Source organism: Photobacterium salinisoli, assembly GCF_003614885.1.
In the GTDB taxonomy this organism is placed as follows: Bacteria; Pseudomonadota; Gammaproteobacteria; order Enterobacterales; family Vibrionaceae; genus Photobacterium; species Photobacterium salinisoli.
The window spans coordinates 1,803,396-1,820,807 of record NZ_QZMS01000007.1 but is presented as its reverse complement, the minus strand read 5'-3'; the positions used below and the strand labels follow the sequence as shown (position 1 = coordinate 1,820,807).

Sequence of the window (17,412 nt, the reverse complement as noted above, 5' to 3'; positions counted from 1 at the left end):
ATTGCAATTGATATTTGAGACTGCCCGAATGACCACAAATATTCATGATCAACGTATTCTTATCCTGGACTTCGGTTCCCAATACACACAGCTGATCGCGCGTCGTATCCGTGAAATCGGTGTGTACTGCGAACTGTGGAGCTGGGATGTGGAAGAGGCGGATATCCGCGATTTCAATCCTAACGGTATTATCCTGTCTGGTGGTCCGGAGAGTGTCGCGGCAGAGAATTCACCTCGTGCCCCTCAGTATGTGTTTGAAGCCGGTGTGCCTGTTCTGGGTGTATGTTACGGCATGCAGACCATGGCAGAGCAACTGGGCGGAAAAGTGGCCGGCTCTCACGTACGTGAATTTGGTTATGCTCAGGTTGAAGTGATTGAGCCAACCTCGCTGCTGAAAAATATTGAAGACGCTGTGGCAGAAGACGGTAACGCCCTGCTGGACGTCTGGATGAGCCACGGTGACAAAGTTGTCGAAATCCCTGCTGATTTCGTGAAAGTTGCCGCCACTGAAACCTGTCCGTACGCTGCGATGGCGAACGAAGAGAAGCACTTCTACGGCGTGCAATTCCACCCTGAAGTGACGCATACCCGTCAGGGGCTGCGCCTGCTGGAAAACTTTGTGCTTAACATCTGTGGCTGTGAGAAGTTGTGGACGCCATCCACCATCATTGATGACGCGATTGCGCGTATCAAGGAGCAGGTAGGTGACGATGAAGTGATCCTGGGCCTGTCAGGCGGTGTCGATTCATCGGTTGTGGCTATGTTGATCCACCGTGCCATCGGTGACAAGCTGACCTGTGTATTTGTCGATAACGGTCTGCTGCGTCTGAACGAAGGCGAGCAGGTGATGGAAATGTTCGGCGATCACTTTGGTCTGAACATTGTGCATGTTAATGCCGAAGAGCGTTTCCTGTCGGCACTGGCCGGCGAAGCGGATCCGGAAGCCAAGCGTAAGATTATCGGTCACGTGTTCGTGGATGTCTTTGATGAAGAATCGAAGAAACTGCAAAACGCCAAGTGGCTGGCGCAGGGCACGATTTATCCTGATGTGATCGAATCTGCGGCGTCGAAAACCGGTAAAGCTCATGTCATCAAATCGCACCACAACGTAGGTGGTCTGCCGGAAGATATGGCCATGGGTCTGGTTGAGCCGCTTAAAGAGCTGTTCAAAGACGAAGTGCGCAAGATCGGCCTGGAGCTGGGTCTGCCGTACAACATGCTGTATCGCCACCCGTTCCCTGGACCGGGTCTGGGTGTACGTGTGCTGGGTGAAGTGAAGAAAGAGTACTGTGATTTGCTGCGTCGTGCCGATGCCATCTTCATTGAAGAACTGCACAAAGCGGATCTGTACAACAAAGTCTCTCAGGCCTTTACCGTCTTCCTGCCGGTACGTTCTGTTGGTGTGATGGGCGATGGCCGTAAGTACGACTGGGTGGTATCGCTGCGCGCGGTAGAAACCATCGACTTCATGACAGCTCACTGGGCACACCTGCCTTACGATTTCCTGGGTAAGGTATCCAACCGCATCATCAACGAAGTGGACGGTATCTCCCGCGTGGTTTACGACATCTCAGGTAAACCACCAGCCACCATTGAGTGGGAATAATTACCCAACCGGAAACCTCTGGTACTACATATCTAAGCCCGCATGATTGCGGGCTTTTTTTGTTTTTGGCTTCGTTATTTTTGGCAATGTCTGGCAATGCCAAGCACGGTTTGACCGTGGTATTTTGATGGGTATGATTCATCGGTAATGCCATGGATTACGCCCGATACCATGCTGAGTGTTTTTGATGGGGCATGGTATTAAATTTATATATCCATCTGTTTTGTAAAGATTAATCTCTAGTTTTTTAGAGGTTTTTCAGCATGGTATCAAACAATAATAATAGGTCGAAACGTGCTGACTGATACCAAGCTACGCAATCTCAAACCCAAAGATAAACTTTACAAAGTCAATGACCTTGATGGCCTCTATGTTGCTGTGACCACTGCGGGCTCTATTTCTTTTCGCTACAACTACTCGATCAATGGCAGACAAGAAACCATTACCTTTGGTCGCTATGGAGTAGGAGGCATCACGTTAGCAGAAGCTCGTGAGCGTCTCAATGAAGCGAAGAGAATGGTTACTGATGGAAAGTCACCGGCCAAAGAGAAAGCACGTGCGAAGGCGAGAACGAAAGATGCTGAAACCTTTGGTGCCTGGGCTCAGAAATGGTTGCGTGGTTATTAGATGGCCGATTCTACCCGGGATATACGTCGCTCAGTCTATGCCCGAGAGTTAGAGGGCAAATTTGGCAATCAGAAGCTGACCGAAATCACCCATGAAGATCTGCGAGCACTAACTGACGCGATAGTAGGGCGTGGAGCGCCCGCAACGGCTGTACACACACGTGATATTGTACTCCAGGTGTATCGATGGGCGATTGAGAGAGGGCAGAAAGTTGAGAACCCGGCAGATTTGGTGAGGCCCGCAAGTATCGCGCGGTTTGAGCCAAGAGACCGAACGTTAACACCGGCTGAGATTGGTTTGATGTACCGCTATATGGAAAAGGTAGGAACCACCCCTTCGATTCGTGCTGCGGTAAAGTTGCTATTGCTGACTATGGTACGCAAAAGCGAATTAACCAATGCAACCTGGAGCGAAATTAACTTTAGCGAAGCGTTGTGGACGATTCCTAAAGAGAGGATGAAACGGCGTAACCCTCACCTGGTATTTTTGTCACGTCAGGCGATGGACATTCTGATCGCCTTGAAGACATTTGCCGGTGGGTCTAATTACATTCTTCCTTCTCGTTATGACTCTGATGCTCCCATGAGTAGTGCGACGATGAACCGAGTCATGGATTTAACATACAAGGCTGCGCAGAAGGACGGTCAGTCACTAAGTAAGTTTGGACCGCATGACCTACGTAGAACAGCGAGTACTTTGCTGCATGAGGCTGCCATTAAAATAGGGAGGGTTACACACTGATCTACTCAAAAGTTGAGAATAGCCATTCATCTCGATAGAAATGGCGTAGACGATAAAACCCTCAGTGAATAATTAAGGCTATTGCTGTTTCTGGAGAAAATCTAGCTATTCACATTATCTCGAAAACGGTTGAAAGAAGTTTTGAAATAACCAGCCAGGTTAAAATCGTCCCAGAGATCAAATAATGTAAATATCTCTTTAATCCCGTTTTTCAGTTTGAATTGAGTTATATTCTCATCACTCAAGTTGTGGTTCCAGCACAGAACATACTCTGCATCCTCATAGTTTGAGTTAATAGCGTAATGAGAATCTAGTGTAGCTTTCAACTCTACCCCCTTACCCGCTCTATTGATACAGTCAACACCGTTTTGCCTTGCACATGTCAATCTAAGTGGTTCAGGTAATCTCTTTTTCTGGGAATGTAGAATCCCGATTGTCATGCCAAGAAAAAACAGTAGATCATTCTCGTCTCCATAGCTCGAAGAATCAACGGTTTTACTTTCTGTTTTATAGATAGTCAGATTATCTAAATCATTGAGTGAGTGAGATAACTGTGTCCTTGCTCTTGACAGGGTGTAATCATCAAATCTATCGATCAAATCCGCTCTATTCTTTTTAAACCAATTCACTATCATGCTTCGTCGTCGCGTCGCATCTGATTCATACTTGCGAAATAGGCGGCCAATACTGCCGCATCCATATCGCTCTAATTTTGAATTGAGGTTTTTGTCTGTGAGCTTGAAGCACTTCTCATCATGGTGCTCATTGAGCCACTTGACTAATCCCTCACACAACTGATCGCAGACTTTCTCTTTATTTCTAGATTCTGGAACACGAGTCTTTTGGTTGCGCAGATACTTACTACACATTGTTGTATAGTCGGTATAGCCATAAGCCATTAATGCATTGTCTAACGCAGAAAGAGAGCAGCCAGCCTTCTTACAAAATTCGTTCTTACTTAATTTTTCATTGGGATTTTCAACAAACCATTCGATTGTATTTTTCACTACCGACTCGGATAGTTTAAATTTTCCTTTATTTGCCATGTACTACTCCTATTGCTCTGCCTGAATCGACATCAACCAAGCTTTTTTAAACGCTCCCGAATTCAACTTCGAAGTTGAACTCGAAAATAAAAGATCTAACGGAAATTAGGGCAAAAAATGCGCTTGGGCTTGGATGCTATGCAACATATACGAAAAAGGCAGAGCTATCACAACTCTGCCTTCTATAACTTGCCTTAAGGTTTATTTTGGATCTTGCCTCGCGGCTGTATGACTATTTTAATACAGCCATTACATATTGTTAAGCCCCACTCTAAGACCTTACAAAACGGAATGGGGAAAAAGTGTGTTTTGGGTTTTAGCAACAAGAGTCAGTACCGCTTACTCTGACTCGATATTGGAATAACGTTACTTGGTCGAGGATTTACTCGGCTTTAAGCCCGGAGTGTTTCCTGGCGTTTTTTTGTTGTCACGTCGACGTTGATCTGGTTTACCAGTCGACTTGGCTATTGGTTTTGGCCCTGGTTTCAAACCCATGATTTGATCCTTTTATTTAACGAGGTTATTCCTCGTTGTATAATCTTTGGGCAGTATTGATGGCTTTCAAGATGTGTATGAAAAACAATCTAAAAATATCCCCAAGGTTTCTTGCTGGTAACTCATGTTTTGATGCGTTTTAAAATCTACTGCGACAAGTTGGAGGCACAAGATGGATAGAATTACCTCGGCTCCGCGACGGCTTAGTGTTGAAGAGATACAAGAGCTTCGTCGTGATATGCAAGAATCCTCAGCTTGGGCCAAAGCCGAACTAAAACGTAGACGAGCTGCAAAAAATCAAAAAACTCTGCGCATGGTACAGATGATGGTATTGATAATGACCACTCTTCTGACTAGCTGTTATGGCGATGTATTTTCTTCTTATTGATATTCGAGTGGGAATAATTTTCCAACCGGAAACCTCTGGTACTACATATCTAAGCCCGCATGATTGCGGGCTTTTTTTGTTTTTGGCTTCGTTATTTTTTAGCGCTGTCTGGCAATGCCATGGATTACGCCCTGTACCATGCTGAGTGTTTTGGGTCGGGTAGGTGATATGTAACTCTCAGCCGAAACTGCATTAGCTGTTCCAGTCTCCCAAAACTCTATAAAACAGCATGTTAACTAGTATACAAGTTGCTTTTGTACAGTTTTCCGGCGAACAAACCCGGATTTCTTGTTCAATTATGGTGCTATATTCATCGAACTGCGCGTATTTGGTGCGCATTGCTTTATCACAAAGCGGCTTAAAATCCTTTTATGTTGCTGTTTTTATTGAGCTAATTGGTATTGACTCCGATCTGGCATGGGCCTTGCTGTTCATCATGTATACAAGATGAATCAGCGTGAGGACACACTATGCCAACCACCCTTGGATGGACCATCGCCGACTGGCAGCAGGCCTACAGAGAAGGCGCACGGCCGGAAGATCTGCTCAGCCCGCTCATTGATGAATTAGACCAAGACGACTCCGCCTGGATTGCCCGACTGCCCTCCAGCGAACTCAGCGCTACACTGTCAGCACTGGCTGACCAATTGGCTGCGGCGGGTGGCGATCTGGAACAATTGCCACTTTATGGCGTTCCGTTCGCGGCCAAGGACAACATTGATGCCGAGGGCTTCGACACCACCGCCGCCTGTCCAGCCTATGCTTATCGCCCAGAGCGGGACGCCGCCGTTATCCGCAGGTTAAAAGCCGCCGGTGCGGTACTGGTGGGCAAGACCAACCTGGACCAGTTCGCTACCGGACTGGTGGGCACCCGCTCACCTTATGGCGCGGTGCCGAACAGTTTTAAGCCGGAAGTGGTCAGCGGTGGCTCCAGCTCCGGGTCCGCCTCAGTGGTAGCCCGTGGTCTGGTGCCTTTCGCCCTGGGTACAGACACCGCAGGTTCCGGCCGCGTGCCGGCGGGTCTCAACAATCTGGTGGGGCTGAAACCTACTAAGGGTTGGTTCAGCATTGACGGCGTGGTACCTGCCTGCAAATCCCTGGATTGCGTGTCGGTGTTTGGCCTCACCATTCATGACGCCGCCCTGGTGGCAGAAACAGTGGCCGATTTCGAGCCGGGCGATGCGTTTTCCCGTAAAGCTCCCACGGCACTGCCTCTGGACGCCCCGGCCATTCGACGGCCCGGCCCGGTAAGGCGTCTGGGCATTCCCGATGCCCCTTTGTTCCATGGTGACCAGCAAGCGGAAGCCGCCTGGAAGATCACCCTCAGCCAGTGGCGGCAATTGGACATCCCTGGTGTGGAACTGGTGTCGCTGAATTTCGCACCGCTGTTGGAACTGGCGGCGCTGCTGTATGAAGGTCCCTGGGTAGCCGAGCGCCACGCGGCGGTGGAAAGTTTCATGGCCGGACACGCCGGAGAGATGAACGCCACGGTTCGGGGCATAATCAGCAGCGCGGGTAAGTTCACCGCCACTGACACTTTCAAGGCTTTGTACCGTAAGGAAGAGTTGCTGCGGGCGATTGATGATCTGCTGGCCGAGGTGGACGGCCTGCTGGTGCCCACAGCCCCCATTGCCCCTACTATCGATGCGGTGAATGCCGACCCGATAACCCTCAACAGCCAGCTGGGCACCTACACCAATTTCGTGAACCTGGCGGATTTCTGCGCCCTGGCGGTCCCTGCCGGTTTTCGCGCCGACGGCCTGCCTTTTGGCGTGACGCTGATCAGCGGTGCCTGGAAAGACGGCGAACTCCAGGTGCTGGCCAGCCAGTGGCTGAACGCCCACCGGACACCCTTGGGCGCATTGGATAAACCAAGGCCAGAGGAAGTAACCAGTCATAAGTTCGCCGTACCCAGGGTGCAGGTAGCGGTTGTAGGCGCCCATCTTTCGGACATGCCCCTCAACACCCAGCTGACCGAGCGCCGGGCCCGGTTGTTAGAGAAAACCACCACCTCGGCCTGTTACCGGCTCTATGCCTTGCCCAACACCACACCGCCCAAACCCGGCCTGAAGCGGGACGAGTCCGATGGCAAAGCCATTATTCTGGAAGTCTGGGAAATGGCAGCCTCGGAATTCGGTTCCTTCGTCGATCTGATTCCCGCGCCCCTGGGCATCGGCAAGGTCGAGCTGGCCGATGGGCGGTGGGTTAACGGTTTTATCTGTGAAGGCTATGGCTTGGACGGTGCCCGGGATGTGACCGAGTTCGGCGGCTGGCGCGCCTACATTAACGCCCTCAAATCCTGCAAGGCTTAAGGAGATTTCTAACCATGTTTACCAAAGTTCTGATTGCCAACCGGGGCGAAATCGCCGTTCGCACCATTCGCACCCTCAAAGCCATGGGCGTGGGCAGCGTCGCTGTACACTCCCATGAAGACCGCCACAGCCTGCACGTGACCAACGCCGACGAAGCTGTGGCCCTGACCGGCAACGGCGCCAGTGAAACCTACCTGGACACCAACCAGATCCTTGCCGCCGCCAAGCAGACTGGCGCCGAGGCCATCATTCCCGGTTATGGTTTTCTGTCGGAAAACGCCGATTTCGCCGAAGCCTGCGAAGCCAAAGGTATTGCCTTCATCGGTCCCACCCCGGACCAGATGCGCGAATTCGGCCTGAAGCACCGGGCCCGGGAACTGGCCGAAGCTGCAGGCGTGCCCCTGGCGCCGGGCAGCGGTCTGCTGGACACCCTGGAGGAAGCCCTGCAAACTGCCGAGCAGCTGGGCTACCCGGTGATGCTGAAAAGCACCGCTGGTGGTGGCGGCATTGGTCTCACCCGCTGCAACAGTAACAGTGAACTGAAAGATGCCTTTGAAACGGTGCGCCGTTTGGGCCAGAGCTTCTTCAACGACAGCGGCGTATTTCTGGAACGCTTCATCGGCCGCGCCCGCCACGTGGAAGTGCAGATCTTCGGCGATGGTGAAGGCAATGTAGTGGCTCTGGGCGAGCGGGACTGCTCCCTGCAGCGCCGCAACCAGAAGGTGGTGGAGGAAACCCCGGCACCGAACCTGCCGGCGAGCACCCGCCAGAAGATGCTGGACGCTGCGGTGTCCCTCGGCCAGTCGGTGAACTACCGCTCTGCTGGCACCGTTGAGTACATCTACGACGCCGACCGGGACGAGTTCTATTTCCTGGAAGTGAACACCCGCTTACAGGTGGAGCATCCGGTTACCGAGTCTGTCACTGGCCTGGATTTGATCGAATGGATGCTGAAGATCGCCGCCGGCGAAAGTCCGGACCTGGCGATGTTCAGGCCGATGCTGAATGGCGCCGCCATGGAAGTGCGCATCTACGCCGAAGACCCGCTGAAAGACTTCCAACCCTCGCCGGGCGAACTGACCGATGTGCACTGGCCGGAAGAGGGGGTACGCATCGACACCTGGGTGGAAAACGGCAGTGAAGTCTCGGCCCACTACGATCCGATGATCGCCAAGATGATCGTGCACGGCAAAGACAGAGACGATGCTCTGGCCAAACTGAAAGCTGCTCTGGCCGAAACCCGGCTGATGGGCATTGCCACCAATCTGGATTATCTGCGCCAGGTGGTAGCCCAGGCCAGCTTTGCCGACGGTATTGTTTCCACCCGCGCGCTGGAAAGCTTCGAATTCAGGCCGTCGGTGGCAGAGGTCGTCAAGCCCGGTACCTACACCACGGTGCAGGACTACCCAGGCCGCGTAGGCTACTGGAATATCGGTGTGCCCCCCAGTGGCCCCATGGACGACTACGCCTTCCGGCTGGCCAACCGCATTGTCGGTAACCATAACGACGCCGCCGGGCTGGAAGCCACACTGATCGGCCCGACTCTGAAGTTCCACAAGGATGCCGTGGTAGCTCTCACCGGCGCGCTGACCGAAGCCACTCTGGACGATCAGCCGGTGGAATTCTGGAAACCTATCACAGTGAAAGCTGGCCAGGTGCTGGCCGTGGGTAAGGCGGTGAAGGGCTGTCGTACCTATCTGGCAGTACGCGGTGGCTTCGATGTGCCGGTGTACCTGGGCAGCCGCTCTACTTTCGCTCTGGGCCAGTTCGGCGGTCATGGCGGCCGGCCTCTGCGCCCCGGCGACATGCTGGGCATCAGCCAGCTGGAACTGCCGGCCTGCACCACTCCAGGCCCGACCCACGACCCGGTGCCGGCAGACCCTGATCTGATCCCGGACTACCCGGACCACTGGGAAATCGGCGTACTCTATGGCCCTCACGGCGCCCCGGATTTCTTCAGTGAAAACGCCATCGAAAAATTCTTCCGGCAGGATTGGGAAGTGCACTACAACTCCAACCGCCTGGGTATTCGCCTGAACGGCCCGAAACCGGAATTTACCCGGGAAGACGGCGGCGAGGCCGGCTTGCACCCTTCCAATATCCATGACTGCGAATATGCCATTGGTTCGATCAACTTTACCGGCGACATGCCGGTGATCCTCACCAAAGACGGCCCCAGCCTGGGCGGGTTCGTGTGCCCGGTGACCATTGCCAAAGCCGAATTGTGGAAAGTCGGCCAGGTGAAGCCAGGCGACACCATCCGGTTCGTGCCGCTGGACTACGACACGGCAGTGAAATTGTCCGAACGCCAGGAGCTGGCGGTGAAAAGCCTGATGGCACCGCCCGAAGTGGCACTGGAAGCGCCGGACCTGGCGCCGGTGAACGACTTGTCCGCCACCATCCTGGCGCACCTGCCGGAAACCGACGGGCGCCCGGAAGTGACCTACCGTCAAGCCGGTGACCAGTATATCCTGCTGGAATACGGCCCGAACGTGATGGAACTGGGCTTGCGCCTGCGTATTCACGCGCTGATGGAAGCCATTGCCGATGTACAGCCCAACGGTCTGCTGGAGTTGTCGCCGGGCGTGCGGTCGCTGCAGCTGCGCTACGACTCGCGCATCCTGCCTCAGCGGTCACTGATGGAATACCTGCTGGATCTGGAAGACACTCTGCCGCCTACCGATGAGCTGAAAGTGCGCAGCCGGGTGGTTCACCTGCCTATGGCGTTCGAGGACAGCGCCACGCTGGAGGCGGTGGACAAGTACCGCCAATCGGTGCGTGACACCGCACCCTGGCTCCCCAACAACGTGGATTTCATCCAGCGCATCAACGGTCTGAAAGAACGGGAGCACGTAAAGGACGTGGTCTACAATGCCCGCTACCTGGTGCTGGGTCTGGGCGATGTCTACCTGGGGGCGCCTTGCGCCGTGCCCCTGGACCCGCGCCATCGCCTGCTGACCTCTAAGTACAACCCGGCGCGCACCTATACCGCTGAGGGCACAGTGGGCATTGGCGGGGTGTATATGTGTATCTATGGTATGGATTCCCCCGGTGGCTATCAGCTGGTGGGCCGCACCCTGCCTATCTGGAACAAGTACCTGAAGAACCCGCAATTTGCCGACGGCGCACCCTGGCTTCTGCGTTTCTTTGACCAGGTGTGTTACTACCCGGTCAGCGAAAAAGAATTGACGGAGATGCGTGATCAGTTCCGGGCCGGTAAGCTGACCATCAGGATTGAGGAGGACACGTTCGACCTCAAATCCCACCAGGCTTTCCTGGACGCCAACGCAGACTCCATCAGCAAGTTCCGCAAGATGCAGCAAGCGGCGTATGCTGAAGAAGTGGCGCTCTGGAAGGAAAGCGAAGCTGAAGAACTGGACCGCCTGGCCAAGGCGCCGCCGGTACCGGACGCCTCGGACCTGGCACAGTTCGGCGAGCTGATCAGTGCCGAAATTGCCGGTAATATCTGGAAGTGCCTGGTTAAGCCGGGCGACACCGTGGCCGTGGGTGACCCGCTGGTGATAGTGGAAGCCATGAAAATGGAATTCGAGGTGAATGCTACGCAATCCGGCACTGTTAGCGCCCTGCATGTGGAAGCTGGCAAGGCAGTCACCCCCGGGGAGCCCTTATTGAGCATTGAAATATGACGACTCCCCCCAGACGCAAGACCTCAATGGCCGACAGGGTGTACGAAGCCCTGAAAGACGACATCTTCGAATTTCGCCTGCTGCCGGGTGACAAGTTCAGCGAAGGTGACGTAGGCATGCGTCTGGACGCTTCCCGGACACCGGTCCGGGAGGCTCTGTACCGGTTGCGGCGGGAGGGTTACGTGGAAGTGCTCTTTCGCAGTGGCTGGCGGGTAAAGCCGCTGGATTTCAAGCAGATTGAGGAGCTGTACGATTTGCGCATCACTCTGGAAAAGGCTGCTATCCACAAGATCTGTGCCTTGCCGGAAGAACCCCCGGTGATTCGCACCCTAACCGCCATCTGGACCCCCGATCATCCTTCCGAGCGGGCCGTCGGCAGCACCGTACGCGCCCTGGATGAAAGCTTCCACTGCGATCTGGTGGCCGCTGCCGGCAACCGGGAAATGACCCGTATCCACCGGGAAATCAGCGACCGCCTGCGCATCATCCGCCGGCTGGATTTCACCCGCAACGACCGGGTGGAGGCCACCTATGAGGAACACGCCCGGATCCTCGACGCCATCCGCCGGGGCGACGCACAGACCGCCGCCGATGAACTGGACCGGCATATCCGCATCAGCCAGCAAGCGGTGAAGGAAATCACCATGGAGCGAATTCGCGAGGCAGCACAACGTCAAAGGCAGGTGGAAACTGTCGCGGCAACGGGTGCTGAACAACCTGAAATGCCTGCTGACTGAAGACGGAACGATCAAATCTGCCCGCGCTACTGTCTGGCATGTACGCGTGGGTTGCCGTGGGTGATCAAGTTTTATTATTCAAATACAGTCATATTTATTGAATCAAGGTGCCTGCAGGGCGCTTTTTTTTTTATTGACAGCATCAAGCATGGCCTTAGATGGAGCGGAGTTTAACAAACTTTAAATAAATCATGGGTTGGTTATTTATTCTGACCATTTGATTTATGTTCTATTTTATTGCTTTGGTATTGGATTTTAATGGTTTTACTGACTTGTGGGATGGGGTAGTCTTTAGCGATTTTTTATACTCATTCGATTTAATAAGGAAGTACGACCATGAGTGAAGCCTTGAGCCCTGCACAAAAATCGCGGGGGATTATTGCGTTCATTGAACGCGCCGGGCAGAAAATCCCCGATCCTGTGGTGATTTTCATGTTCTTGTTCGCCTTTGTGCTGGTGCTGACCAGTCTGATTGGCGGCATGCAGTTTGACGTAATGGGGGCTGACGGCGGGGCAGTCACTCACAGTATTAAGAATATGCTGGATACCGAGCATGTCCGTTGGCTGTTCGATAATGCATTACTGCAGAACTGGCTGGCATTCGGACGCGGTGTGCTGGGCGTCATTCTGATTGTGATGCTGGCTGTGGGTATTGCAGAACATTCCGGGTTACTGGCCGCGCTGATCAAGAAAGTCGGTCTGCACATCAGTGACCGCTGGCTGCCTTATATGATCGTTTTCCTGGGTATCATGTCTTCCGTTGCCAGCGATGCCGGCTATCTGGTACTGATCCCGCTGGCAGGCCTTTTGTATGCCGGTTTGGGCAAGAACCCGTTAATTGGTATGGCTGCGGCATTTGCCGGTGTGTCTGCCGGTTTTAGTGCGAACCTGATCCCCGCTACTCCTTCTGATGTCATTCTCGGGGTCAATGCGCGTATTTTTGCTGAATCGCAGGGTGTGCCTTTTACCACGGCCAGCGGCGAGCCACTGAACCCTGCCACCATGCATTATTACTTTATTGTTGTTTCAACCATTATGCTGACCCTGATTGGCGCCTGGGTGACCAAACGTTTTGTGGCCCCGCGCTTGTCTGCTATGACCTACGAGCTGCCGGATGATCTCAAACTGGATGATTTTAAGCTGACGGCGCAAGAGCAAAAAGGGCTGCGGATGGCGGGATTGGGGCTGCTTGCGGCTCTGCTGGGCATTTATCTGCTGGCGACAGGCCCGCTGGCCCCCTATAGCAACGCGGCTGGCCGGCAAGTTACGCCTTATCTGGATAATGTCATTCTGCTGATTTCGTTTGTCTTTGTTGTGGTGGGGATGTGTTATGGGGTGACTACCCGCAAGTTCAAATCGCTGCAGGATGTGGTCAAAGCCATGGTGAAGCAGATGAATACCATGGGCTATATTCTGGTGCTGACTTTTTTCTGCTATAACTTTTTGGCTTTGCTCAGCTACTCTGGCCTTGGCACTTACGTGACCTATCTGGGCGCGACCTTTTTAGGCTCACTGGGACTGCAGTCATTCCCGATCGCGCTGATTATCGGTTTTATCCTGACGACGGCTTTCATCAACCTGTTTGTGGGGGGCATGACGTCGAAATGGATGCTGTTAGGGCCCATCTTTGTGCCTATGCTGTATCAGGTGAACCCGAATATGACCCCTGATCTGGTGACCGCCGCTTATCGTGTTGCCGATTCTTCAACCAATATCATTACCCCTATGATGACCTATGCCGGTGTTGTGCTGGCCTTTATGCGTAAATATAAACCTGAACTGAAATTCGGGGATGTGATTAGCATGATGGTGCCTTACTCGGCGGCTTTCCTGGTGATGTGGACACTGGTGCTGGTGATTTTCTTTGCCTTTGGTCTGCCCCTGGGCTTCTGATCCGGCATAAGTGCTGGTCAGACACTACAGCGCCCGGTATCTGCCGGGCGCTGTGCTCTGGAATATTTGTTCTTACTGACCTTGTCCCGCTTTATGCCATCGTTCCGGTTCAGTAGTGGATCACAGAGCGTATGCTCTTACCCTGATGCATCAGCTCAAAAGCCTGATTGATGTCATCCAGCGGCATGGTATGTGTGATGAAATCGTGCAGTTGAAATTCCCCCTGAAGGTAACGCTCCACGATATCGGGCAATTGAGTACGGCCTTTAACGCCGCCAAAGGCGGTGCCGCGCCAGACTCGCCCTGTGACAAGCTGGAAAGGGCGGGTGGAGATTTCCTGTCCGGCACCGGCAACCCCTATAATGACCGACTCTCCCCATCCTTTATGGCAGCACTCCAGTGCCGAGCGCATGACGTTGACATTGCCGATACACTCAAAGGAAAAATCGACACCGCCATCTGTCATCTCAATGATGACCTCCTGGATCGGCTTGTCATGATCCTTGGGATTCACGCAGTCGGTGGCCCCGAGTTTTCTGGCCAGAGCGAACTTATGCTCATTGATATCAATACCAATAATGCGGGATGCCCCGGCCATGGTGGCCCCTATGATGGCTGACAGGCCAATGCCGCCTAAGCCGAAAATGGCGACAGTATTGCCTTTGTGCACTTTAGCCGTATTAAGCACAGCCCCTATCCCGGTGGTAACCCCGCAGCCGAGCAGGCAGATTTCCTCCAGCGGCGCGGCCGGGTTCACTTTCGCGACTGAAATTTCAGGCAATACCGTGTATTCAGAGAAGGTTGAGCAGCCCATATAGTGATAAATCGGTTCGCCATTAAGGGAGAAACGCGTGGTGCCGTCCGGCATCAACCCTCTGCCCTGGGTGTCGCGAATTTTCTGGCACAGATTGGTTTTGCCTGACAGGCAGAACTTACACTCACCGCATTCCGGGGTGTACAGCGGAATCACATGGTCACCCACTTGTACCGTGGTGACTCCGGCACCGACTTTCTCAACAATGCCGCCCCCTTCGTGACCGAGAATGGCAGGGAAGATCCCTTCCGGATCGTCACCGGACAGGGTAAACGCATCGGTATGGCAGACGCCTGAGGCGACAATGCGCACCAGCACCTCACCGGCTTTAGGGAGCTGGACATCGACTTCTTCTATGGTCAGTGGCTGATTCGGTCCCCAGGCAACGGCCGCCCGGGATTTAATAGTGTCCATGATGGTTATCTCTCAGCAACGGTAACTATTCATATAAAGTAGGAGAGATTTACCCATAGTGCCTACTGCGGGGCAGGCCGCTGTCATCGTGATGCCGGGGTACTGGAGAGGCGGCGGCGCTTGGCTTATAATCCTCCGCCCAAACCTTGTGAGATCAGAGACCCAGTGGTGAGTGACATCAACCGTCAGGATGAATTTTTTATGCGGCGCGCCATCGAACTGGCAAGCCTGGCTGAAGCCGAAGGTGAAGTCCCTGTTGGCGCCGTTGCTGTACTTAATGGCCGCGTGATAGGTGAAGGCTGGAACCGTTCGATCGGCCAGCATGATGCCACGGCACACGCAGAGATCATGGCGTTGCGTCAGGCCGGAAAAGTGTGCAGCAACTACCGTCTGCTGGATGTTGTGCTGTATGTCACTCTGGAACCTTGTCCTATGTGCGCGGCGGCCATGGTGCACAGCCGCATCGGCCGGGTTGTTTTTGGCGCGCCGGATCCCAAAACCGGGGCCGCGGGCAGCGTGATGAACCTGCTCAGTTATGCCGGGGTTAATCACCATGTCGCGTTTCAGGGCGGGGTGCTGGATGCCGATTGCCGTCAGCAACTACAGGCCTTTTTTAAGCGCCGCCGTGCCGAGAAAAAAGTTTTGAAACAACAGGCCGCTCAGGCACAGGTAACACAGGACAGCGAGAAAAAGACAAAGTAACAACGTAAACCGGGTAAACAGACCAATAAAAAAGGGTGGCAATATCTGCCACCCTTTTATTCCTTCCTGTTAACGCCTGCGCGAGAGCGGCCAGGATCAGCGGCTCACGCTTTTGTTGGCTTTGGTTTTATCCAGTACCTCATCCAGGGTCTGTTCGGCGGCCTCTGTGACACTATTATTCGCGTTGGCGTCCAGCTCGTCCGGGGTAATTGTCTGCCAGTCATCAACCAGTCGTATTCCCTCGCTGTTCACCGGCTGACTGTGTGCCTGCTCGTAACCTATGATGCTCTGATAGTAGCGCCGGATGTTTTCCACATACAGCAGTGCCTCGTCGCCACGGGCATAACCATAGCGGGTTTGCCGGTAGTATTTACGCTGCCGTAACAGCGGCAGGCGCTGTTTCACATCGCTCCAGGCATCCGGGTTGCCGCCCTGCTTTTTCGTCAGACGCCGGGCATCCATCATATGGCCAAAGCCGACATTGTAAGAGGCGAGTGCAAACCACACCTTTTCATGATCCTCAATGCTGTCGGGCACCCGGGCGACCATTTTTCTCAGGTAATCCGTACCGCCCCGGATACTCTGCTCCGGGTCCAACCGGTTCTGGACGCCGACCGATTTTGCCGTTGGCAGTGTCAGCATCATCATGCCGCGCACCCCGGTAGGGGAAACGGCTCTGGGGTTCCAGTGTGATTCCTGATAAGACAGCGCAGCCAGTAACCGCCAGTCAAATTCGCTGGCGTATTTCTTAAATGTGCCTTCCCAGCGAGGGAGCTTGGTTTCCAGCGCCCTTAAAAAGGCTCGCGTATCGACATAATCGAATTGATCGACATGGCCGAAATACTTTTCTTCCAGTTTGGCGAGTTCACCGCTTTGTTTCAGTTCGCCGAAAAACTCAATCAGCAGTGCATACAGGCTGTCGTCATTGCTCTGCTCCATAAACCAGCCGATGGGTTCGTCATCTGTCAGCTCAAGGGCAACCGCAATATCGGGATGGATGCGCTGGCTGAGGGCGACATCGACTGAATCTGCGACGGTATAGTCCAGCACACCGGCGGCGACCTGGCGCAGCAATTCCTCGCTGTCAATCTCATCAATGGTCTGCCAGACCAGGGTCGGGTGGTCTTTTTTGACAATATCCAGCGTTTTTTCATGGCTGGAGTCGCGGACTATGGTCAGGGACCCTTTGTTCTGAGCGAGATCGGCGAGGTCACGCGGCCGCCACTGACCTTTCTTATACACCAGGATCTGGCTGGCATAGTAATAGGCAGGGGCTGCTCTGAACTCGCGCACCCGCTCCGGTGTCATGGTCAGACCGGCAGCGAGCAGATCAACATCGCCCCGTTTCAACGCCGGAAACAGGCCGGATAAGGAGAACAAAGGCTGCATTTCCAGCTTTACGCCCAGTTTGTCAGCGAAACGCTGCGCAAGGTCATAATCCAGCCCGGTAGGACCGTCCGGACCTATATAGTAGGAAATCTGGTTATTCAGTGTGCCAATGCGCAAAACGCCACTGTCGCGTATCCGTTCCAACTCAGTGCGGGTGTCGGTTTCCCACTGACAGCCAGATAATGTGAATGCTGTCAGTAGGATGGCGACAAAGGCGCGGAGATTAGTGGAAAAAACTACTCGTCTCAATAATGCATGCTCATTTATTTATTCAGTCGTTCTTTATACCAAAGGTCGCATTCAGGACAAAGCCGACCCTCTTTGATCTTATCCGGCGGTCTGGATTTAGGTGAAAAAATGTCCGATTTTGGGCTGGTAGTCAAAGATCGCTGGGGATATCAGCCGGATTGAAAAAAAATAGCGCAAACGGTTGCGTCAGGTGTTACGTCACACTGTGTTTTCCCTTATACTATCGCCCATCGTAATTTTTCCTCCCGGACAAGTGAGAAAAAATGGCGCTGAACAAGGTGACATTGACGTGATTCCCGGCTGGGGAGCAGGCCAATATCACCTTCATTCAACTGCTAATCGAGAGTCGTAC

Annotated in this window: 10 protein-coding genes and 1 pseudogene; 8 read left to right on the top strand and 3 right to left on the bottom strand. The window is 53.6% G+C overall.

Annotated features, from left to right (window positions below; translation table 11 throughout):
- Positions 1-28: 28 nt before the first annotated feature.
- Together guaA and D6M16_RS08935 are read left to right on the top strand one after the other, a co-directional pair.
- Complete coding sequence (guaA, locus tag D6M16_RS08940) at positions 29-1,606, top strand: glutamine-hydrolyzing GMP synthase (protein WP_120511484.1); 1,578 nt, start codon at positions 29-31, stop codon at positions 1,604-1,606.
- 294 nt (positions 1,607-1,900) lie between these two features.
- A pseudogene (locus D6M16_RS08935) lies at positions 1,901-2,944 on the top strand (tyrosine-type recombinase/integrase); the annotation flags it as partial.
- Positions 2,945-3,075: 131 nt separating this feature from the next.
- On the opposite strand, the gene D6M16_RS08930 reads toward D6M16_RS08935, so the two are convergent.
- On the bottom strand, positions 3,076-4,020 hold the full coding sequence (locus tag D6M16_RS08930) for a hypothetical protein (RefSeq protein ID WP_120511483.1): 945 nt from the start codon (positions 4,018-4,020) through the stop codon (positions 3,076-3,078).
- A 667-nt stretch (positions 4,021-4,687) separates the two neighbouring features.
- Here D6M16_RS08930 and D6M16_RS08925 point away from each other — a divergent pair.
- The 5 genes from D6M16_RS08925 (at position 4,688) to D6M16_RS08905 (ending at position 13,492) form a co-directional block, all read left to right on the top strand.
- Positions 4,688-4,903 carry a hypothetical protein gene (locus D6M16_RS08925; protein ID WP_240435554.1) on the top strand — a complete coding sequence of 72 codons (216 nt, stop codon included), beginning with the start codon at positions 4,688-4,690 and terminating at the stop codon, positions 4,901-4,903.
- 470 nt (positions 4,904-5,373) lie between these two features.
- On the top strand, positions 5,374-7,215 hold the full coding sequence (atzF, locus tag D6M16_RS08920) for an allophanate hydrolase (RefSeq protein ID WP_120511482.1): 1,842 nt from the start codon (positions 5,374-5,376) through the stop codon (positions 7,213-7,215).
- Between the two features lie 14 nt (positions 7,216-7,229).
- On the top strand, positions 7,230-10,862 hold the full coding sequence (gene uca, locus D6M16_RS08915; protein ID WP_120511481.1) for an urea carboxylase: 3,633 nt from the start codon (positions 7,230-7,232) through the stop codon (positions 10,860-10,862).
- Positions 10,863-10,888: 26 nt separating this feature from the next.
- Positions 10,889-11,599, top strand: coding sequence for a GntR family transcriptional regulator (locus D6M16_RS08910; protein ID WP_205576842.1), 711 nt, complete (start codon positions 10,889-10,891; stop codon positions 11,597-11,599).
- Positions 11,600-11,935: 336 nt separating this feature from the next.
- On the top strand, positions 11,936-13,492 hold the full coding sequence (locus D6M16_RS08905) for an AbgT family transporter (RefSeq protein WP_120511479.1): 1,557 nt from the start codon (positions 11,936-11,938) through the stop codon (positions 13,490-13,492).
- A 109-nt stretch (positions 13,493-13,601) separates the two neighbouring features.
- Here the strand turns inward: D6M16_RS08905 and D6M16_RS08900 are convergent, their stop codons facing one another.
- A complete protein-coding gene (locus D6M16_RS08900; RefSeq protein WP_120511478.1) occupies positions 13,602-14,720 on the bottom strand; it encodes an S-(hydroxymethyl)glutathione dehydrogenase/class III alcohol dehydrogenase in 1,119 nt (372 codons plus the stop codon).
- A gap of 168 nt (positions 14,721-14,888) precedes the next feature.
- Between D6M16_RS08900 and tadA the strand changes: the two genes are divergently transcribed.
- A complete protein-coding gene (gene tadA, locus D6M16_RS08895) occupies positions 14,889-15,422 on the top strand; it encodes a tRNA adenosine(34) deaminase TadA (RefSeq protein ID WP_120511937.1) in 534 nt (177 codons plus the stop codon).
- 96 nt (positions 15,423-15,518) lie between these two features.
- On the opposite strand, the gene mltF is transcribed toward tadA, so the two are convergent.
- Positions 15,519-17,060, bottom strand: a complete 1,542-nt coding sequence (gene mltF / locus D6M16_RS08890; RefSeq protein WP_120511477.1) for a membrane-bound lytic murein transglycosylase MltF — start codon at positions 17,058-17,060, stop codon at positions 15,519-15,521.
- Positions 17,061-17,412 lie beyond the last annotated feature (352 nt).